Here is a 21,191-nt window from a genome sequence, read left to right on the forward strand (position 1 = left end):
GCTTCGTTTCCGCTCGCAATCCGCGCCATAGCGCGTCGTGCTCACCGCCGCGTCGCGCCCGCTTCGTCGCCGACCTTCCTCACGACCGTCTCGGCCGCCTTCACGGGCCGGCCATCGTCGTGCCGCAGCGCGAGCTTGCGGATCGCGCGCCCCGTATTGCGGTCGACCAGCACCGAATGCGGCTCGCCGCGCGCGAACAGGTTCGCCTCGCCCCACTGCCGCAGCATCACGATGACCGGAAACAGCCCCTCGCCCTTTTTGGTCAGCGCGTACTCCTGATACGCGGTACCGTCCGACGCCGGCACGACGTCGAACACGCCGGCGTCCACCAGCATCCTGAGCCGGTCGGACAGGATGTTGCTCGCGACGCCGAGGCTCGCGCGGAAATCGCCGAAGCGGCGCACGCCGTCGAACGCATCGCGCACGATCAGCAGCGCCCAGCGATCACCGACGATATCGGTCGCCCGCGCCACCGGGCACGGCGAATCCGCAAGACTTTTCTGCCTGGCCATGTTCCTCTCCGCAGTCTAGCCGGCCGCCCTCGCGGCAGCGCCGGCCGTCCGTGCGCGGGCCCGTCGCCCGCCGCACAACAGGTTGCATTTTAAAACTACTTTCCCTACACTCACACCAGTTTCAAATTGCAACTACTTTGCGTGAGGAAACCGATGGCGCCTTCCTGTCATTCAAGCACCGCTGCGTCGAATGCAGCGAATGCATCGCACACGGCGCATCCGGCCGGCGACGACCGCCTGTCCGCGGCCCGCGTCTCGCTGCTGGCCGTCTGCTGCGCGGCGAGCGTCGCGAACGTCTACTACGCGCAGCCGCTGCTCGATTCGATCGCGCGGGATTTCGACGTGTCGCAAGCCGCGGTCGGCGGCGTCATCACCGCCACGCAGCTCGGCTGCGCGCTCGCGTTGCTGTTCGTCGTGCCGCTCGGCGATCTGCTGAACCGCAAACGCCTGATCGCCGTGCAGCTTCTGCTGCTGATGGCGGCCTGCATCGGCGTGGCGGCGGCATCGACGCGCATCGCGCTGCTGGCGGGGATGGTCGCGGTCGGGCTGCTCGGCACCGCGATGACGCAAGGGCTGATCGCGTGCTCGGCCGCGCTCGCGGGCGCCGGCGAACGCGGGCGCGTGGTGGGCGCCGCGCAGGGCGGCGTCGTGATCGGGCTGCTGGCCGCGCGCTCGGTGGCCGGCGTCGTCACCGATATTGCCGGCTGGCGCGCGGTCTATCTCTTCTCGGGTGCGCTCGCGATCGCGATGCTCGCCGTGCTGTCGCGGCTGTTGCCCGACACGAACGGGCCGCGCGAACGCATCGGTTACGCGGCGCTGCTGCGATCGATGGTGTCGCTGCTGCGTGACGACCGCGTGCTGCGCGTGCGCGGCGCGATCGCGTTGCTGATGTTCGCGGCGTTCAGCATCTTCTGGAGCGCGCTGGTGCTGCCGCTGAGCACACCGCCGCATTCGATGTCGCATACGCAGATCGGTGCGTTCGGCCTCGTCGGCGCACTGGGCGCGGCGGCGGCCACGCGCGCGGGCCGGCTTGCCGATCGCGGGCGCGGCGAAGCGACGACCGGCGCCGCGCTCGCGCTGCTCGCGTGCTCATGGCTGCCGCTCGCGTTCGGCAATACGTCGATTGCACTGCTGATCGTCGGCATCGTGCTGCTCGACGTCGGCGGGCAGGCCGTCCACGTCGTCAACCAGAGCATGATTCTCGGCACGCGGCCCGACGCGCATGCACGGCTCGTCGGCTGCTACATGCTGTTCTACTCGGCCGGCAGCGGGCTCGGCGCGATTGCGTCGACGATGATGTATGCGCGCGCCGGATGGCCGGGCGTCTGCGCGCTCGGCGCGGTCGTGAGCGTGGCCGCGCTCGGCGTGTGGGCCGCGACGCTCAGGCGCGCGTGACGCGTGCCGGCGATGCGGATCGGGAGGGGAAAGCCGGCGCGCCCATAGCGGGCGGCCGGTGCGCGAACCGGCCGCGCACGCGCACCGGTTCGACCTTCGGTACGGCACGCACGGTGCGCGCCGCGGGCGCTCAACCTGCCGCCTGGATCGCCTCTTCGTACACGCCGGCGACGCGCCGCGCGATCACCGCGTTGTCGAAATGATCGCGCGCATAACGCTTGCACGCGGCCTCGTCGGGCAGCGCGATCGCACCCGACAGCGCGCCGCCGAGCCCTTCCGCGATCGCGTCCGCGCCGGTCGACGGCAGCACGAGATCGTTGGACAGCCCGGCCACCGCCTCCGGCAGCCCGCCGACCGGCGTGACCAGCACGGGCGTGCCGGACGCGAGCGATTCGACGGTGATCAGCCCGAAGCCTTCGAGCGCGACCGTCGGCACGACACTGACCGTCGCCGCGCGGTACAGCGCCGCGAGATGATGGTCGGGCACGAAGCCGAGCAGCTTCACGTTGTCCTGCAGCCCCGCCGCGTCGATACGCTGCTGCAATTCCTCGCCGATCTTGCCCTTGCCGGCGATCAGCAGCAACACGTCCGGGTGACGGTGCTTGACGAGGCCGATCGCGTCGATCAGGTCCTCCAGCCCCATGCGCCGCACGAGCCGGCGCACGGCCAGCACGATCGGCCGATCCTGCGGCAGTTGCAGCTTGTGCCGCGCCTCGGCGGGCGTGAGCGGCGTGTCGAACTGCGCGGTATCGACGCAGCCGGGAATCACGCGCACGCGCGACGGCTCGATCCCGTAGCGGTTCGTCAGGATCTGGCCGAATGCCTGCGACAGCACGATCAGCCGCGACGAGCGCGTATAGACGGCCTGCTCGAGATAGCGCTTCGCGCGCTGCCCGAGCGACGCGGCGCCCTCGACCTGGCTTTCGTCGGCCCACGGCCCCTGGAAGTGCGACACCTGCGGAATCCCGCGCGTCACGTCGAGGCCCGGGAACGTGTACAGCGCGAAGTGCGAAGAAATCACGTCCGGCCGCTCGCTGCGGATCTCCTCGCGCAGCGCGCGGCGCGCGGCGAGCATCCGGCGCGCGAGCGTCTGCGACGCGGGACCGAAGCCCTGGATCGCGCCGCCCGTGTCGTCGGCGACCTTCGGCGAGCCTGCGACGAGCCCGCGCACCTCCACGCCCGCGCCCGGCAGCGCGCCGACGAGCGAGTAGTACATCCGGTCGAGGCCGCCCGCACGTTCGGGGAACCAGTGCATACCGATCTGCAACGATTTGATCGGCCGGGAAGATTGGGACATCACGATTGCTCCTGCGTGACTGCATGCTCGACCCGCTCGAACGCGGACGGCTGCGTGGGTTGGCCGATGCGCCGGTAGAGCGCGACGTACTGGGCACCCATGTGCGCCCAGCCGAAACGGGTCATCAGTTCGCGAGCCGCGCCGCCCATCGCGCGGCAGGTGTCGCGCGACGCCGCGAGCGAACCGATCGCCTGCGCGAGCGCGGCGGGATCGTCCGGATCCTCCAGCACGATCCCGCATTCGCGCGTGATGATTTCCGCGCCGCCCGCGGTGCGCGCGGTGACGACCGGCAGTCCGGCCGCCATCGCCTCGAGCAGCGACAGGCTCATCGCTTCGTAGCGCGACGGGAATACATATGCATCGACCGAGCGCATCAGCGTCGGCATGTTTTTCACGAGGCCGAGGAAATGCACGCGCGAATCGATGCCGAGCGCGCGCGCCTCGTCCGGATACGGGCTGCCGGGCAGATAGCCTGCCACCGCCAGATGGACGTTCGCCGGCAGCTTCGTCAGCGCCTTCAGTACGGTGCCGAGGTTCTTGCGCGGCGTGCGCAGGTCGCCGACGAACAGCAGCAGGAACGCGTCGTCCGGCAGCTTGAACGCCGCGCGGTCGGCCTGCGCACCCGCGAACGCACTGCCGTCGACGCCGTTGTAGATCACGCTGATCTTGCGGCTGTCGATGCCGAGCGCGGCGATCTCGTCGGCCACCTTCTGCGACACCGCGGTGATCGCACGCGAACGCCGGTATGCCCAGCGCTCGAGCGCGGTGTTCACGCGCGTATAGACGTACTGGTAAGCCGACCACATCCCCTTCGTGAGCCCGAACGGATAGTACGGGCTCCTGAACCAGCCGCCGTGCACGAAGTGCGCGGTGTTCACGTCGGCCTTGATCCACGAGATGAAGCCGTTCACGTGCAGCACGTCGTACTCGCCGCGATGCGCGCGCAGCCACCACGCGCTCTTCAGCGCGAACACCTGCTGCTTGACGAGATTCGACGGCCAGAAGCGCCCGACCTTCACCGGCACCCAGCGCACGCGCGGGTCGGCCAGCAGCTCGGGCGCGACGTGCGATGCGACCAGCGTGACTTCGTAGTTCTCGGCCAGCGCCGCGCGCGCGATTTCGTAATTGACGCGGCCCTGCCCGTCGTTATGTCGCACGACATGCGTGACGATCGCGATTCTCAAAGGTCGCCTCCCCGTGAACGCGCGGCGGCCAGCAGGCGTTGCGCCTTCTGCCAGTGCGCCGCGGAAAGTATCGAAAAAATGGCTGTAAACATCAGCAGGCCACCCGTGCCGATCAGCGAGTTCGTGAACACGAGCATCGCGAACGTCGACAGGCACAGGCTCAGGCACGCGCCGACGAACTTGTCCTTGCGCAGCTTGAACGCTGCGCGCAGCGTGCGGCCGAAAAGCATCACGACGCCGGCGAGATACAGCAGCGTGCCGGGCCAGCCGAGCACGAACGGCACGTTCATCACGCCGCTGTCGAAGCTGCCGTACTTGCCGAGCTCGCCGCTGTCGCTCGACAGCTTCGTCGATGCGCCCGTCGCGCCCATCCCCTCACCGGCGACGTCGGTAAACGCCGTCTGCGCGAAGGTTGCGTAGAACTTGTTGCGGTCGTCGTAGCTGCGGTCGTCCTTCAGGTTCACGATCGACTGGAGACGCTGGCCGAGACGATCGGCCACCGGCCCGACGGTCAGCAGCGGCACGCATAACCCGACCAGCACGACGCCGCTGATGAGGATCCGCATCCGCACGCGGTTGTTCGACTGCGCGAGCTGGATCGCGAGCGCGATCACCCAGCCGCCCCACGTCGAACGCACGAGACACAGCGCGAACGACACGAACCCGGCCGCGCCCGCGAACCAGCGGATCTTCTGCGGCGCCGCGAGCACGAACACCAGCGCGCCCATCATCGCGAATGCGAACGGCCCCGACGAGTTCATCGTGCTGAATACCCGCACGCCGTACGGCACGGGCTCGCCCTGCGAACCCATGTCCGAACCGATCATCCACAACACGTCCCACTGCGGCATCACGAAGTACTGCACGACGCCGTACACGCCCATCACGAGCATGCCCCACATGAACGTGGACAGCAGCACGTCGCGGTACTCGGGATAGTCGCGCGCGTTGACCATGATGTGAAAGCCGATCAGCACCGGGTACACCCAGTTCGCGAGGTCGTAGGTCGCGGCCATCACGCCGCTCGACACGATCCCGACGAGATAGGCGTACGCAAGCCCGAACAGCATCAGCAGCACCGGAATCCCGCGCCGCTGCGCGAGCACGCGGTAATGCCGGATCAGCCCGAAGCCGGCGATCATCGTCACCGCGAGCGGCGCGACCTGGATCAGGCTGGTCGGCGTGAACGCGCCCTTCGACCAGTCGGCGAGACGCCGCACTTCCGGGCTCAGGAACCACACCCACCACATGAAGCCGACATAGCGCGCCGGGCTCTTGAAATACAGCCAGATGCCCACCGCGATCGCCAGCACCGGAAACGCGAGCGTCAGCACCTTGCCCTGGTGCGCGGCGATCAGCACGGCGGTGAACGACCACAGCCCGGCCTGCCCGGCCCAGTGCTTCGGTTCGGCAAACCAGCTGCGGTTGCGCGACGGTGCGCGTTCGGCGGCAATCGTACTCATCGATCCGCTCTCACCGCGACGACGGACGCGAATCCGCAAGCGGCATCGCCAGGCCCGCGGCGGCCGGCGTGCGGCGCCGTCGCAGCAGGTCGCGCGTGATCCGCACGTGCTGCTCGGCGAACGCCTGCGTGGTCAGGTCGCGCTCGCGCAGGCACGCGGCGGCGGCCCGCGCGCAGCCGAGCGCCGCGACCGGATCGGCGACGAAGCGATCGGCGGCCTGGCGCATCGCCTGCGCGTCGAACGCCGGCACATAGGCGGCCGTATCGTGCGGGAAGTAGTCGCTGAGGCCGCCGACGTCGGACACGATCATCGGCTTGCCGACGGCCGCCGCCTCGAGCATCACGGTGATGCCCGACGCGTGGAAGTTCGGCCGCAGCGGCACGACGATCACATCGGCCCACGCGTACAGCTCGTGCTGCTTCGCGAGCCCCGACGCCGAGCCGATCTTCACGTTCGGCGCATGCCACTCGCGCGGCACGCGGCGCCGCGTCGCGAGCCGTACGTCGTAGCGTTCGTCGCCGCCGAACGCGGCGAGGAACGTGCGCCAGTCGCGGTCGCGGTCGTTGCCGATCGCCGCGATCCGCAGCGGCCGGTTCGGTTGCCACTGCTGCGGCTCGGTAAGCGGGAAATCCTGCGTGTTCAGCCCGTAATAGACGAACTCGGCATCGCGCCCGAGGTAGCGGCGGCACAGCTCGGCGTTGTCGCGGGCGAGCGTGGTCAGCGCGTCGGCGCGCGCGAGCAGCTTGCGGTACAGCCAGCGGCGCGCGCCGCCGAAACTGCCCCACTTGTCGAACAGCCACACGCTCTGCGCGAGCAGCAGCGGGCGCTTGCCCTGCGCGCCGGCGAGCTTCAGGATCAGCGCAGCGGCGAGATGCTCCTGCTCGGTATGCGTCCAGATCACGTCGGTGTTCAGCAGCGCGGCGCGGTTGCGCCATGCATGCACGACGTCGAAGCCGAGCGCCGCCTTCAGCGCGCGGCGCGCGAGGCTGGCGACCCGGCTCTCGCCGCCGTCCTGCGAATAGGTCAGCCGGAATTCGTCGGATTCGGCATGGTGATAGCCGTACAGGCAGCCGATGTTCTCGCCTTTCCGGTAGGTACGCGGATCGGCGCCGTAAAACAGGTGGACGTGGACTTTCGTTGTGGTCATGTCAGCCTCCGCCGGGCCGCCCCAAGGAGGCAGACCGCCCCCTCGGGGGGCAGCGCGCAAAGCGCGCGTGGGGGTTGTTTCATTTCGAGCCCTCCGGGGGTGGCCGCGCGCGATGCGCGCAGCCCGTTCAAGACGTCACCGGCGGCATCGCCGCACGGTGGGGGGCAAGGTTCGCGCGGCGTGCGTCGCGCGCGCCGCGGCGCACCGCGCGCCAGTGCTCGCGGATCCGGCTGCGCTGCGCCGTATGCAGCGACAGCAGCACGTGCGCGAAACCCGGATAGACGCGCGTACCGACCAGCGTCCACCACCACCACGCGATCTCGCGCCGGACCGGCGGCAGATGCTCGCGCAGGATCAGATGCAGGTTGTACGCGCCGTTGCTGATCGCATTCAGCGAAGCGGCGTCGCGCCGGTCGTCGTCGAAGCGCTCGGCCGGGAAATGATCGACCGCGATCGCCGGGTCGTAGACGAGCTTCCAGCCGTCGCGCTGCACGCGCATGCTGAACGCCATGTCGTTGTGCACCTGCGCACCCGCGCCGCGCAGCCGCGTATCGAAACGCAGCCGTTCGATCGCGGCGCGGCGGTAGCTCATGTTCGCGCCTTTCAGCATGTCGACTTCGCGCGCGCCGCCGACGCCGAGGTGATGATTGCCGACGATCTTGCCGGACAGCGTGAGCTGGCCGACGAGTTCGCGCGATTCGTCGAGCACGCGGCCTTTCTCGTGCACCCAGTCGCGCCCGCCGACCGCGCCCACGCGCGGATCGGCCTGGAATGCCGACTCGACGCGCGCCAGCCAGTCGGGGTGCGGCGCCGCATCGTCGTCGGTGATCGCGACGATGTCGCCGTTCGCCGAGTCGAGCCCCTTGTTCAGCGCGGCGACCTGCCCCGGCACGTCGACCGGCACGATGCGCAGCGGCAGCGCGCCGCCGACCGCCGGATCGGCGAGCCGTTCGTGCGTGGCGTCGTCCTCCGGGCGCGCGACGACGATCACCTCGTCGGGCAACCGCTGCTGCCGCTGCAGCGCCAGCAGGCAGCGCGCGAGGTCGGCCGGGCGCCGGTAGGTCGGGACGAGCACGGAAATTTTCATCGATGGTTCTCCAGTCGGCCGGGCTGGCGCGCTGCGCGCCGGCCCGGTTTCGCACACTGCACTCAGGCGCTCAGGTATTCGTGCACGGCCGCGTAGCCGCGGCCGTAGCCGCGCGCCTTCGGCGGCACGCCGTTGAAGATCCCGCCTTCCAGATCGACGCCCGCGGTGCGCAGGCGCTTGATCGCGTCGGCGATCTCGCCTTCGGTGTGCATGCCCGAGCGCAGCACGAGGAACGTCGAGCCGGCCATGCGGCCGATGATGGTCGCGTCGGTCACCGCCAGCACCGGCGGCGAATCGATCAGCACGACGTCGTAGCGCTTGCTGAGCCCTTCGAGGTATTGCGGCAGACGCGTCGACATCAGCAGTTCCGACGGGTTCGGCGGACGCGTGCCGGCCGCGATGAACGACAGGCCCTGCACCGGCGTTTCGCGCACGGCATCCTCGAGCGGCGACTGGTCGCTCAGCAGTTCCGACAAGCCCGGCTGCGCGGTGAGGCCGAAGTAGCGGTCGAGCAGGCCGCGACGCATGTCGGCGTCGATCAGCAGCACGCGCTTGCCCGAATGCGCGAGCAGCACCGCGAGGTTGACCGTCAGGAAACTCTTGCCGATGCCGGGCGTCGGGCCCGTCAGCACGATCACGCGGTTCTTCGCGTCCATCATCGCGAACTGCATCGCGGTGCGCAGGCTGCGCAGGCTCTCGACGCTGAGATCCTTCGGACGCAGGCTCGCGAGGATCGGCCGCGCGCGGCCGCCGCCCTTCTCGGCCGCGGCGTCGAGCTTCACCTGCTCGGCGCTTTGCGGCACCAGCCCGTACAGCGGCAGGTTGAACGCGCGCTCGATGCGGTCGGGATCCTCGATGCCCTGGAACAGGTTGCGGCGCAGGAACACGACGCCCGTGCCGAGGATCAGCCCCAGGAACACGGCAGCCGACAGGATCAGCACCTTCTTCGGCTTGACCGGATCGCCCGGGCGCAGCGCCGAATCGACGAGGTGGATGTTGCCGCCCGTGCCGGCCTTCTGCACCGACAGCTCCTGCACGCGGTTCAGCAGCAGCACGTAGATGTCCTCGGCGACCTTCGCGTCGCGCTGGAGCTGGACGGCCTTCACTTCGGTCGCCGGCAGGCTGCGGAAGCGGTTGCTGAACTTGTCCTTCTCGCCCTGCAGCTCCGAGAGCTGCTGCTTCGCGGCGATCACCATCGGGTGCGAATCGGTGAAGCGCTGCGCGAGCGACGCGAGCTGCAGGCGCTGCGCGGCGATCTGCTGCTCGTACTGCACGCTGCCCTCGAGGTAGACCTTCGCCTCTTCGCTCGCGTTGATCGAGCCCGACGTGCGCTGGTACTGCGTCAGCGCGGCTTCCGCGCGTTCGAGGTCGGCCTTCAGGCGCGGTTCCTCGCCCTTCAGGAAGTCGAGCATCTTGGTCGCTTCGGCCTGCTTCGCGACCACGTGCTGGTTCAGGTACGACTGCGCGAGCGCGTTCGCGATCGCGGCGGTCTGATCCGGGTCCTTGCCTTCGAGCGAGATCTGCACGACGCCCGTCTGCTTGCCCTGCTCGCTCACCTGGATGCCCGCCTGGAAGCCGCCGATCGCGTCGAGATCGTTGTAGCGGACCACCGTGAACTGCGTGCCGGGGCGCGCGACGAGCTTCTTCACGAGCAGCGTCACGCCGCCGCCCTGCGCCGATTCGCCGACCTGGCCCGACAGCAGCCGGGTGCCGTTCTGGTCGACGAGCGAATAGGTGTCGTTCGGACCGGCCGTCAGCGTCAGCTTCTTGCCTTCGAGCGCGGGCACGACGCTGATCGAATCGACGTCGGCGACTTCACCGCCCCACGCGTACGACTTCAGGCCGAGCCACGGCCGCGCCGGCGTGCCCGGCGTCGCGACGCGCGCGGCGAGGCTGCCGATCACGGGCAGCGTCTTCGGCACGACCGAGAAGTTCAGCTTGAACTGCTCGACGACCGGCGCGACGACGCCGCGGCTCTTGATGATCTCGATTTCCGCATCGGTCTGCGCCTGCTGCGGACCGGTGTTGATCGTCGCGCCGGTCTGCGTCTGCGTGAGCGCCTGCGACGTGTTGTCGTTGCTCTCGACCCGCACGTGCACGTCGGCCTGATACACCGGCTTCGCGACGTAGCAGTAGAGGCCGGCGAGCGCGACGACCGTCACCGCGATGCCGAGCAGCAGCCAGATGTCGTCCATGATTACCTGGAGCAACTGGCCGAGGACGACGTCCTCTTCCTCGGTTTTCACGGACAGATCCGCGTAGGAGTGTTTCGCTTGCGTGTTCACCATTCGTTCCCGCTTGAGTGGTGCCGGGGGGCAGGCGCCGCCCCGGCGGGCTATCAGCGCGTGATTTGCCGCATGTAGAAGATCGTCTGGATCGTCGGCAGCACCTGCTGCAGCACCCGGTTGAACTGCACCGAGCTGGCCGTGCTGACGTAGACCACGTCGAGCGGCTGAAGCGGGAAGCGGCTCGACAGCATCAACGCATCGGGCTGCGTCATGTCGAGGCGGAACACTTCAGGCTTCGTCGGGTTGTCGCGCATGCCGCGCATCACGTAGATCTTGCGCGGGTTCGCATCGGTGTCGAGGATGCCGCCGCCCGCCGTCAGCGCGTCGGCGATGGTCAGCCTGCCCTTGAGCATCGGCACCGTGACCGGCGTCTTGACCTCGCCCATGATGAACACGCGGCTGTCGCTGCGATCCGGCACGTTGACGATGTCGCCCTGCTGCAGCATCACGTTCTGCCGCACTTCGCCGCGATCGAGCACGCCGTTCGCGTCGAGCGTATACAGCTTGCCGTCGCGCGTCAGGCGCACGCGCTGCAGGTCGGCCTCGTTGGTCGAGCCGCCCGAGCGCGAGATCGCGTCGACCAGCGTCAGCGGCACGTCGCTCATCGCGAGCGGGCCCGGCGTCTTCACCTCGCCCGTCACCTGCACCTTCTGGCTGCGGAACGACAGCACGCGCACGTCGAGCTGCGGGTTCTTCACATAGCGCGCGAGACGCGTGGCCAGCTCGTCGCGGGTCTGCGCGATCGTCTTGCCCGCCACGTGGATGCGGCCGACGAACGGGAAGAAGATCGTGCCGTCGGCGGCCACCGTCTGGCCGTAAGGATCGGCCTGGCCCGGCAGCGACGACGAATAGGGCTGCTGCAGCGCGCCCGCGATCGTCTGCGTCGTGTTGCCGCCGCTGGAGAACGACTGGCCCTGCGGCGTCGTCAGTTCGGGGTGGTCCCAGACGGTGACGCCGAGGATGTCCTGCGGGCCGATGCGGTACACGTACTGCGACGGATCGGTATAACGTCCCGGCGGCAGCGGATGGTCGACCTGCTGCTTCTGCAACTGGTCCATCACCACTTTGGCGTCGATGTAATGAACCGGATAGGTCTCGGCCGCTTGCTGGCGGCCGTCGTCCTTCAGGTTCGACGAGTCGAGGTAGTTGCCGGGCGCGGTTGCACAGGCTGACAGGAAAGTCGTCAGCGCGACGGCAAGCGCCACCGGGCGCATCGGGCGTTTCAGCATAGTTTCTGTAGCCATCCTTGAACCAGACGTTCGATCTGCGAGTAGCTCTCGCGGTATTCGGCCTCGGGGCCGCCGTGCGGATCGGCAATCTCGGCCCCTTCCCACTTGCCGAGCAGGTGGACCTTGCCGCGCGCGAACGGATCGACCGATTCGACGGCCGCGATCTGTCCGCGCTCGCTGACGAGAATCAGGTCGGCGTCGCGCACGATCCGGCGCGACAGCCGCCGCGAGCGGTGGGTCGTCGCATCGACGCCGCGCTCCGCGAGCAACTGCCGCATCACCGGATCGATGCCGTCGCCGTCGTTCGCATGAACGCCGGCCGAATGAAACGTCGCCCGCGGGCCGCCGCGCGACGCGGCGTGCGACTTGAACAGCATTTCCGCCGCCGGGCTGCGGCAGACGTTCGCGTGGCAGACGATCAGGATGTTCCGGAACATGGCGTCTCGTAGCGGGTGACGGGAAACAGGGTTACGCGCTCGCGCGCGCGGCGCCCGGCACGCGCGCGGCGACGGCCTGGCGCGAGCCCGGCCGGCCGATCGGGTGGTATTCGATGCCCTGCTCGCTCATCGTCTCCGGCTCGTACAGGTTGCGGCCGTCGAAGATCACCGGCGTCTTCCACAGGCGGCCGAGCGCGACGAAGTCGGGGCTCTTGAACGCCTTCCATTCGGTGACGATCACGAGCGCATCGGCGTCGCGCGCGGCCTGCGCTTCGTCGTCGACGAAGCTCAGGCGCTCGAGCCAGCTCGGGTGATCGGCGAGATCGAGCGCGATCACGCGGCGCGCCTCCTGCTGCGCGACCGGGTCGTACGCGGCGATGCGCGCGCCGCGCGACAGCAGCTCGGCGATCAGCTCGCGGCTCGGCGCCTCGCGCATGTCGTCGGTGTTCGGCTTGAATGCCAGGCCCCAGATCGCGAACGTACGGCCCGTCAGGTCCTCGCCGAAGCGCGCGACGATCTTGTCGGCAAGCACGCGCTTTTGCGTCGCGTTGACCGACGACACGGCCTTCAGGATCTGCAGCGATTGCCCGTGCTCGTCGGCCGTGCGGATCAGCGCCTCGACGTCCTTCGGGAAGCACGAGCCGCCGTAGCCGCAGCCGGCGTACAGGAAGTGATAGCCGATGCGCGGATCGGAGCCGATCCCGCGGCGCACGGCCTCGATGTCCGCGCCGAAGCGGTCGGCGAGGTTCGCCAGCTCGTTCATGAACGAGATGCGCGTCGCGAGCATCGCGTTCGCCGCGTATTTCGTGAACTCGGCCGAGCGCACGTCCATGTACAGCGTGCGTTCGTGGTTGCGGTTGAACGGCGCGTACAGCTTCTTCATCAGCTCGCGGGCGCGCTCGCCCGGCACGTCGTCGTCGCAGCCGATCACGATGCGGTCCGGCCGCGTGAAATCGTCGACCGCCGCGCCCTCCTTCAGGAATTCCGGATTCGACACGACCGAGAACATCTGGTCGCCGCCGCGCTTCGCGAGCTCCTCGGCGACCGCCGCGCGCACGCGCTCGGCCGTGCCGACCGGCACCGTCGACTTGTCGACGATCACCTTGAAGCCCGTCATGTAGCGGCCGATGTTGCGCGCCGCCGCGAGCACGTATTGCAGGTCGGCCGAGCCGTCCTCGTCGGGCGGCGTGCCGACCGCGATGAACTGCACGTCGCCGTGCGCGACCGCGGCCTCGATGTCGGTCGAGAAACGCAGGCGGCCGGCCGAGCGGTTGCGCGCGATGACTTCCTTCAGGCCCGGCTCGTGGATCGGCACGCCGCCGTTGTTCAGGATGTCGATCTTCGCCTGGTCGACGTCGAGACAGAACACGTCGTGCCCGATGTCGGCGAGGCATGCGCCGGTGACAAGACCTACGTAACCGCTGCCGATGATAGTCAGATTCATGATGTGTCGACCTCTTGACCAATGATTCGAAATTCGTAAAACCGGAATGCCCGCGGGCACTGTGTCAGTACGCGTTGCTGCCGGTGAAGCCTTTCCACAGCGTCAGCGCGACGATCTTGATGTCGAGCCAGAACGACCAGTTCTGCATGTAGTACAGATCGAGCTTCACGCGTCCCATCATCTTCTCGATCTGGTCGGTCTCGCCGCGAAAGCCGTTGATCTGCGCCCACCCGGTGATGCCGGGCTTGATCCGGTAGCGGAACATGTAGCCCTTGACCAGATCCTTGTAGATGTCGTCGTGCGCGAGCGCATGCGGGCGCGGGCCGACGACCGACATCTCGCCCTTCAGCACGTTGATGAACTGCGGCAGCTCGTCGAGGCTGGTGCGGCGCAGGAACCGGCCGACCGGCGTCACGCGCGTGTCGTTCTTGGTCGCCTGCGTCACCGTGCCCGCCGCTTCCTGGTGCACCTTCATCGAGCGGAACTTGTAGATCTCGAACTCGTGCCCGTCGATGCCCTTGCGTTTCTGGCGGAAGAACACCGGCCCGCGCGACGTCAGCTTGATCAGGCCCGCGATCAGCAGCATCACCGGCGCGAGCGCCGTGAGCGCCGCCAGCGCGAACAGCCGGTCGAACACGAACTTCGGCAGGATCCGCACGTCGGTGATCGGCGACGCCGCGAGGTTGATCGCCGGCACGCCGAGCACCTCGACCACTTCCTGGTTGAAGAACGACAACGTGCGCACGTCCGGAATGAAACGGATGTTCACGAAATCGTGGCGGAACACCGTCACGATCTGGTGAATCCTCGGTTCCTCCGAGATCGGCAGCGTGAGCCACAGCTCGCGGATCGCGCGGCTGCGCACGAGCCACACCAGCGATTCGAACTGCCGCTCGATGCGCACGTCGTCGAGTGCGACATCGCCCGGCGCTTCGCTTTCGTCGTACACGCATACCGGGTTGAAGCCCGCTTCCGGCCGCGCCCGCATCTGCGCGATCAGCCGCCGCGCCGCCGGCGTACCGCCGACGATCGCGACCGCCTTCAGGTTGTAGCCGCCGCGGCGCAGTTGCCGCAGCACGACGTGCACGCAGGCCTTCGAGCCGGCGAGCAGCGCCATCGTCACGAGCGCCCAGTAACCAAGCCACAGCCGCGACAGGTCGCCCGACTGGTGAAAACTGAAGCTCATCAGGATGCCCGCGAGCTCGACCACGAGCCACGCGAACGCGACGCGCCCCATCAGCCCGACGAGACGCTTGCCTCGCCACGACTGGTAGATGCCGATGGCCGGAAAGAACACCACGACCAGCAGGCAGTCGAACAGCACCGTCGTGCGCTGCAGGTCGTTGAGCCAGATGCTGCCGTCGTGCAGCGCAGCGGCGATCAGCGCCCCTGCCACGACCATCGCGATATCGATGACTCTCGCCAGCACGCTCAACATGTCTGCTTCCTCTTTGAACAGGCGTTTGCCGAACAGCTCCTCGTGCAGCCCGTGCTGCACATTCGATTCAAACGTTGCATGACGCTATTGAAGCGACAAGAAAATCGCCCCTCAAGCGCACAAGTATTTCGAAAAATAATCGGAAATTCTTGCCGTGAAGTTTTTGATTTAATTCGGCAGGTTTTCCCGAATCGATCGGGAATCGAGAAATTTTCGGAAATTTTCCCTTCGCCGCGAGCCCTTTTCCGGCGCGGGATGACCAACAATGCCCGGAATTATTTTTTATTTTTTTATTTGCATCCGATGCGATCGCGGAAAATTTTTCCAGATGCATGCGTGGCGAATATCAGTCAATGGTCCCGGTTTTATTGTCGATTTACTTCATGCTACAACGACAGGCACTGACTTCAACCGTGGAGAGTGTCACCATGAATGCTCCGGCAGTGGCAGCCGAAACGCGCCAATCCTCTTCCGCCGCTCCCGCCGCCGGCACGCGCCTCGCGGTGCAGCCGGTGATTCTTGCCGGCGGTTCCGGCACGCGCCTGTGGCCGATGTCGCGCGAACGCTTTCCCAAACAGCTGATCGGCCTGCTCGGCGATCATTCGCTGCTGCAGTCGACCGCGCTGCGCCTCGACGGCCTGGCGGCCGACCACCCGCTGAACGACGACGTGCTGATCGTGTGCGGCGAGGATCACCGCTTCACGACCGCCGAACAACTGCGTCTGACGGCCAAGCCCGCGACGATCATGCTCGAGCCGCTCGGCCGCGACACCGCGCCCGCGCTGACGCTCGCCGCGCTGCGGCTCGTCGCCGACGGCAACGATGCGGTGATGACCGTGATGCCGGCCGACCATGCGGTCGCCGACCTGCCGCGCTTTCACGCAGCCGTCGCGGCCGGCGTGCACTGCGCGGCGCAAGGCAGGATCGCGACGATGGGCATCGTGCCCACGCACGCGGAAACCGGCTACGGCTACATCCGCGTCGGCGCGCCGCTCGGCGACGCCGCGACGGGCGACCTCGACGTGCGCCGCCTCGACCGTTTCGTCGAGAAGCCACACCTCGAACTCGCTCAGCAGTACGTCGCATCCGGCGAGTACTGGTGGAACAGCGGGATCTTCATCGTTCGCGCGTCGGTGTGGCTGAAGGCGATCCGCCAGCTCGAACCGGCGATCTACGCGGCCTGCGAACAGGCTGTCGCGCAGGGCAAGGCCGATGGCGACTTCTTCCGCGTCGATCGCGACGCGTTCGCCGCATCGCCGTCGAACTCGATCGACTACGCGGTGATGGAGCCGCTCGCGAGCCTGCCGCAACTGTGCGAGAGCGTCGTCGTGCCGCTCGACGCGGGCTGGTCGGACGTCGGCTCGTGGGACGCGATCTGGCAGATCTCGCAGAAGGACGAGGCCGGGAACGTCGGCCGCGGCAACGTGCTGTTCGAAGGCGCCGAATCGACCTTCGCGCATTCGGAAAGCCGGCTCGTCGCGTGCGTCGGCACGCAGAACCTCGTCGTCGTCGAAACGCCCGACGCCGTGCTCGTCGCGGACAAGTCGCGCGTGCAGGACGTGAAGAAGATCGTCGGCCGCATCAAGGCGCAACAAGGCGCGGAAGCCACCGATCACCGCAAGGTGCATCGCCCGTGGGGCCACTACGACTCGATCGACATGGGCGAGCGCTTCCAGGTGAAACGCATCGTCGTGAAACCGGGTGCGCGACTGTCGCTGCAGATGCACCACCATCGCGCCGAACACTGGATCGTCGTGCGCGGCACCGCGCGCATCACGCGCGGCGACGAAACGTTCCTGCTGTCCGAAAACGAATCGACGTACATCCCGCTCGGCGTATCGCACCGCCTGGAGAACCCGGGCATGATGCCGCTCGAACTGATCGAAGTGCAGTCGGGCGCGTATCTCGGCGAGGACGACATCGTCCGCTTCGACGATACCTACGGCCGGCAGTGACGCAGCAAGCGCCGGGGGCTCCGCTTCGACAGCGGAGCCCCCGGCGTGGCAAGCATGGAAAGACGAGGCTTCCGCGCGGGCGTCGTGGCACACGACGGCCCGCGCGTTGCATTGGAACGGCGCTCAACCTACTCGGTACGCGTATTCGCGGCGCTCCGACTGCACGGGATCGTTGCGGCTTTCCGACAGCGCACCCGCGTGACGCTCGGCGATGAAGCGCTTGATGTCCGACTCCGCGCGCGCCAGCGCGGACAAACCGGCCAGCACCTCGCTTTGCGGCGCGCGCGCCGGCTCGTGGCTCGCACCGTGGCGATCGATCCACTGGCGCGCCCAGTCGAGCGCGAACTGCTCGGCTTCCTCGGCATCGGTGAAACGCGGACCGATGAGGCCCGAGCGCTCGACGCGCCGGTCGTCCTGCGAGATCTCGGCCCACGCGCGATACATCAGGTTCTGCACGGGCTGCGCGATGCCGCAGATCGTATAGCCGCGATACTCGTCGACTTGCGGTTCGGCCGCGGCGAAGCTCGCCGACGACGCACGCGCATGGCGCAGTTCCGCCGCCGGCGTACCGGGCACCACGAACGACGTGCGGGCCGGATCGGCCACTGCGTCGTCCGGCATCGCGCTCAGCGACGCGCCTTCGCCCTCCCAAACGTTTGCCTGCGCGACCGGCAATTGCCACGACTCGGGGTTTTGCCAGAACACGCCGCGCAAGCGATCGTTGTCGGGCGCGGGCTCCGCGCGACGCGCAGGCACGACCGGCACCGGCGGCGGCGGAATATACGCGAACGTGCGCCCGCTGAACTGGGTCAGCACGTCGATCATCTGCAGCAACGTGCCGCTCGCGAGCCACTCCTCGTAGCGACGACGGCACGTCGGCCCGGACGGATAACGACCGGGCAGCTTGGACCAGGCTTCACCGGTCGTCAGGATCCAGAGCACCGCGTTGGCAACGACGCGCGGTTCGGCTCGTGGACGCCCACGACGATTCAGCCGGATGGGTTCATCGGCGATCAGCGTTGAAAGACGAAACCACTCTTCATCGTTAAGCTCATCGAAGAACATAGTAGATCTCTCCACGCAGCCAGGCCGGGCTGCGATTGGCGGCGCCGTCGCGACACATCGCGTCGCGGGGCGGCCAGGTTGCACATTATGCTTATCGGTGTTGTGCACGCCGGCCGACACCGCACTTTCACGGTGCCGGAATTCCCGGCAATGGCGCACAAATCACGGTCTCACTCCAATGTGGGAATTTTTGTGCACGAAGCATACCATCATCAGGGTTTATCTCAATATGACAATGACTTAATGTTACGCACTGAAACAACCTGCCACGGATACGCAATCCATTTACGCTTGAATTTTTTTGCGAGATCTTTATGCCCGGCGCTGCAAAGGCCCGTCTGGCGGGGCGCTTCAGGGTATGAAGAATGGCCGAAAATGGGCCTTTCCGGGCTGTTCTGACCCTTGCCTGCAACAATCCCCGGAATTGCCGACTAAAATCGGTAAATCAGGGAAAATTTCGTAACAAGATATTCACGAATCGGTAAATCATTCAATTCCCGTTCAAATGAATTATCTCCGTGCACAATCTCGTTATTGTTTCTCTGCGAGTGATGAAAGCACGGTGACGCGGAATGCACATTGTTTCTCCGCACGCAAGCGCGGGACGCCTGTTACATTTGCGCGGCGACAGGCGATCGCTCGCGCCGCGCTACTCGCGGAAAGCCTGCTTCGGGTCGGAACGGAAAAGCGGAATACACCGCGCAGGACGCGCGGCAGTCATGTCAGCGCAGGTCGCCGGCCAGCGACGCGGTCACGTCCGGATCCACGCGCTGAGGCGGCATCGTGTAGGCCGGGTGATCGCAGCCGATCGACAGCGCCGCCCCGTCCTTGAGCGCCGCGCGCATCGGCACGTCGAGTTCGAAACGCACGAAATGCACGGCCGACGTCTTCTCGTCGTTGTCGCGCTCGAGATCCTCGTCGGCGATCGCGTAGACGCGCGCGTGCCCGTCGACCTGCAGGTACACGCGATCCTCGATACCGATCAGCCGCGCGAGCGCCGCGCGCCGCTCGATCTCGTGCTCGTATTCGATCTGCATCGTCGCCTTCAGGTTGGTGCCGTCGGGCACGAGCGGCAGATACGCGTCCAGTTCGCCGTCGATGCCCGCCTCGTCGAAGATCTTCTCGATGTGCAGCATCTCCTGGATCTGATAGCGGATCGTCGTCTCGTCCTCGAACAAAAAGCGCAGGTGGTTGCCGAGTGCGACCGCCCGGCGGCGCTTGTACGCGACGAGCCGCGCGTGTTCGGTCCTGCGGATCTTCGCGTACGCTTCGAGCGTCAGCAGGGAGTCGCGGGTCAGCGTCATGGGATGTCCTCGTGAGTCGGCCGGCAGCGGCTCAGATGCCGTATGCGCGGCGCAGCAGCGTGAGCGGATGCGCGAGCGGCGCGGACGGCAGCCCCTTCTCGTCGATGCCCTGCACGATGTGATGGCCGGCCAGCGCGCAGTCCGACGACACGAAATCCGGCTGCGGCTCGGCCATCGCCTTGAACACGGGCGCGCCGATCCGCATCGCGTCCGCATGGAATTCCTTCTTCACGCCGAACGTGCCCGCATGGCCCGAGCAGCGCTCGACGACGTTCACGCGCGTATCGGGCACGAGCGACAGCACGTCGGCCGTCTTGCGGCCGATGTTCTGCACGCGCGCATGGCACGGCACGTGATACGACACGGTGCCGAGGCCGGTCTTGAAATCGGTCTTCAGCAGCCCGTCGCGATGCCGCGCGATCACGTATTCGAACGGATCCCAGAATGCGTCGGCCACCGCGCGCACCGCTTCGTCGCCGGGGAACATCAGCGGCAGCTCGCTCTTGTACATCAGCACGCAGCTCGGGATCGCGCCGATCAGCGCATAGCCTTCGCGCGCATAGCGTTCGAGCACGGGCAGGTTCACCGCCTTCTTCGCGGCGACACCGGCAAGGTTGCCCTGCTCGAGCAGCGGCATTCCGCAGCATGCTTCGCGCGTGACGAGCTCGTACGGAATGTCGTTGTGCGCGAGGATCGCGAGCAGGTCGTGGCCGATGCCCGGCTCGTTGAAATTCACGTAGCACGTCGCGTAGATCGCGACCTTGCCGGGCGTGCGTTCGCCGTCGCGCGCGGGCGGGTTGTCCGAGCGCTTCGCGGCGCGCCGGAACTTGCGCGGCGCGAACTCCGGCAGCCACGCGTTGCGATCGACGCCGAGCGCCGCTTCGAGCGCATGGCGCGCGGGCGGCGTGCGGTTCACCGCGTTCACCGTCTGCGTGACGATCGGAATGCCCGCGAAATGGCCGAGCGCATCGGTGTTCGACAGCACCTTGTCGCGCAGCGTCGCTTCGCCGCGCTTGTAGCGCGCCGCCTTGCCGCGCAGCATCAGGTGCGGGAAGTCGACGTTCCATGCATGCGGCGGCACGTACGGGCATTTCGTCATGTAGCAGAGGTCGCACAGATAGCACTGGTCGACCACCTTGCCGAACGCGGCCTTCGGCACTTCGTCGATATCGCCCGTCGGCGTGTCGTCGACCAGATCGAACAGCGCGGGAAACGCGCCGCACAGCGACACGCAGCGCCGGCAGCCGGCGCAGATGTCGAACACGCGCGTCATTTCCGCATCGATCGCGGCCTGGTCGTAGAACGCATCGGACTGCCAGTCGAGCGGATGCCGGGTCGGGGCTTCGAGACTGCCTTCCTTGTGGGGCATGAGGCGCTCCAGCGTGGCGCGCATGCGCGCAAGCGCGCCGCCCGCGCGCTGCGGGCAGCGATGAATGAGCGGCGGCCGGCCGCTTGCGGGTCGCCCGGCCGGGCCGCGCGGCCTGCGGCGGCCCGTCAGTCGACGAGACTGTCCAGCGCCTTCGTATAGCGGTTCGCGTGGCTGCGTTCGGCCTTCGCGAGCGTCTCGAACCAGTTCGCGATTTCGTCGAAGCCTTCGTCGCGCGCCGTCTTCGCCATGCCCGGATACATGTCGGTGTATTCGTGCGTTTCGCCGGCGATCGCCGATTCGAGATTCAGCCGCGACGAGCCGAACGGCAAGCCCGTTGCCGGATCGCCGACGGCTTCCAGGTATTCGAGGTGGCCGTGCGCATGGCCGGTTTCGCCTTCGGCGGTCGAGCGGAACAGCGCGGCGAGGTCGTTCTGGCCTTCGACGTCAGCCTTCGAAGCGAAATACAGATAGCGTCGATTCGCCTGCGATTCGCCCGCGAATGCAGCCTTCAGGTTCTCTTCGGTTTTGCTGCCCTTGAGGTGAGCCATGTGCGCCTCCGTGCATTGTGCCGACGCAG

Annotated in this window: 17 protein-coding genes; 2 read left to right on the top strand and 15 right to left on the bottom strand. The window is 67.4% G+C overall.

Translation table 11 applies throughout. The features are described 5' to 3' along the window. Positions 1-41: 41 nt before the first annotated feature. Positions 42-512, bottom strand: coding sequence for a winged helix-turn-helix transcriptional regulator (locus AC3WLY_RS00095; protein ID WP_072439364.1), 471 nt, complete (start codon positions 510-512; stop codon positions 42-44). Between the two features lie 153 nt (positions 513-665). On the opposite strand from AC3WLY_RS00095, the gene AC3WLY_RS00100 reads away from it, so the two are divergent. Beyond that, positions 666-1,907, top strand: a complete 1,242-nt coding sequence (locus tag AC3WLY_RS00100; RefSeq protein ID WP_492308469.1) for an MFS transporter — start codon at positions 666-668, stop codon at positions 1,905-1,907. Between the two features lie 130 nt (positions 1,908-2,037). Here the strand turns inward: AC3WLY_RS00100 and AC3WLY_RS00105 are convergent, their stop codons facing one another. The 10 genes from AC3WLY_RS00105 to AC3WLY_RS00150 all read right to left on the bottom strand — a co-directional run bounded on the left by AC3WLY_RS00105 (position 2,038) and on the right by AC3WLY_RS00150 (position 14,921). Further along, a complete protein-coding gene (locus AC3WLY_RS00105) occupies positions 2,038-3,204 on the bottom strand; it encodes a glycosyltransferase family 4 protein (protein ID WP_175958641.1) in 1,167 nt (388 codons plus the stop codon). Further along, on the bottom strand, positions 3,204-4,388 hold the full coding sequence (locus tag AC3WLY_RS00110) for a glycosyltransferase family 4 protein (RefSeq protein WP_072439358.1): 1,185 nt from the start codon (positions 4,386-4,388) through the stop codon (positions 3,204-3,206). The genes AC3WLY_RS00105 and AC3WLY_RS00110 overlap by 1 nt, the downstream gene beginning before the upstream one ends. Continuing rightward, entirely contained in the window at positions 4,385-5,851 is a 1,467-nt protein-coding gene (locus AC3WLY_RS00115; RefSeq protein WP_204422532.1) for an O-antigen ligase family protein, read from the bottom strand. The genes AC3WLY_RS00110 and AC3WLY_RS00115 overlap by 4 nt, the downstream gene beginning before the upstream one ends. Positions 5,852-5,861: 10 nt before the next feature. After that, positions 5,862-6,998, bottom strand: a complete 1,137-nt coding sequence (locus AC3WLY_RS00120; RefSeq protein WP_175958639.1) for a glycosyltransferase family 4 protein — start codon at positions 6,996-6,998, stop codon at positions 5,862-5,864. A 127-nt stretch (positions 6,999-7,125) separates the two neighbouring features. Continuing rightward, on the bottom strand, positions 7,126-8,085 hold the full coding sequence (locus AC3WLY_RS00125) for a glycosyltransferase family 2 protein (RefSeq protein ID WP_072439351.1): 960 nt from the start codon (positions 8,083-8,085) through the stop codon (positions 7,126-7,128). 62 nt (positions 8,086-8,147) lie between these two features. After that, on the bottom strand, positions 8,148-10,373 hold the full coding sequence (locus tag AC3WLY_RS00130; RefSeq protein WP_175958637.1) for a polysaccharide biosynthesis tyrosine autokinase: 2,226 nt from the start codon (positions 10,371-10,373) through the stop codon (positions 8,148-8,150). Positions 10,374-10,423: 50 nt separating this feature from the next. Then, positions 10,424-11,602, bottom strand: a complete 1,179-nt coding sequence (locus AC3WLY_RS00135; protein WP_175959185.1) for a polysaccharide biosynthesis/export family protein — start codon at positions 11,600-11,602, stop codon at positions 10,424-10,426. Continuing rightward, complete coding sequence (locus AC3WLY_RS00140) at positions 11,596-12,039, bottom strand: low molecular weight protein-tyrosine-phosphatase (protein ID WP_072439345.1); 444 nt, start codon at positions 12,037-12,039, stop codon at positions 11,596-11,598. Before AC3WLY_RS00140 ends, AC3WLY_RS00135 begins: the two co-directional genes overlap by 7 nt. Positions 12,040-12,070: 31 nt before the next feature. Beyond that, positions 12,071-13,483 (bottom strand): UDP-glucose dehydrogenase family protein, encoded by a 1,413-nt coding sequence (locus AC3WLY_RS00145; RefSeq protein WP_034185153.1) that lies wholly within the window; start codon positions 13,481-13,483, stop codon positions 12,071-12,073. Between the two features lie 64 nt (positions 13,484-13,547). Continuing rightward, complete coding sequence (locus AC3WLY_RS00150) at positions 13,548-14,921, bottom strand: undecaprenyl-phosphate glucose phosphotransferase (protein ID WP_175958636.1); 1,374 nt, start codon at positions 14,919-14,921, stop codon at positions 13,548-13,550. Positions 14,922-15,349: 428 nt separating this feature from the next. Here AC3WLY_RS00150 and AC3WLY_RS00155 point away from each other — a divergent pair, with 428 nt between their 5' ends. After that, positions 15,350-16,876, top strand: a complete 1,527-nt coding sequence (locus AC3WLY_RS00155) for a mannose-1-phosphate guanylyltransferase/mannose-6-phosphate isomerase (RefSeq protein ID WP_310131835.1) — start codon at positions 15,350-15,352, stop codon at positions 16,874-16,876. A gap of 123 nt (positions 16,877-16,999) precedes the next feature. Here AC3WLY_RS00155 and AC3WLY_RS00160 read toward each other — a convergent pair whose 3' ends face one another. The 4 genes from AC3WLY_RS00160 to AC3WLY_RS00175 form a co-directional block, all read right to left on the bottom strand. Continuing rightward, positions 17,000-17,941, bottom strand: coding sequence for a DUF6566 family protein (locus AC3WLY_RS00160; RefSeq protein WP_072439341.1), 942 nt, complete (start codon positions 17,939-17,941; stop codon positions 17,000-17,002). A gap of 722 nt (positions 17,942-18,663) precedes the next feature. Further along, positions 18,664-19,245: a DUF3501 family protein gene (locus AC3WLY_RS00165; RefSeq protein WP_072439339.1), complete on the bottom strand. Its 582-nt coding sequence runs from the start codon at positions 19,243-19,245 to the stop codon at positions 18,664-18,666. 31 nt (positions 19,246-19,276) lie between these two features. Beyond that, positions 19,277-20,614 carry a heterodisulfide reductase-related iron-sulfur binding cluster gene (locus tag AC3WLY_RS00170; protein WP_175958633.1) on the bottom strand — a complete coding sequence of 446 codons (1,338 nt, stop codon included), beginning with the start codon at positions 20,612-20,614 and terminating at the stop codon, positions 19,277-19,279. A 125-nt stretch (positions 20,615-20,739) separates the two neighbouring features. Further along, on the bottom strand, positions 20,740-21,162 hold the full coding sequence (locus AC3WLY_RS00175; protein WP_034185149.1) for a rubrerythrin family protein: 423 nt from the start codon (positions 21,160-21,162) through the stop codon (positions 20,740-20,742). Positions 21,163-21,191 lie beyond the last annotated feature (29 nt).

The organism is Burkholderia sp. FW306-1C-G01B (genome assembly GCF_058781685.1).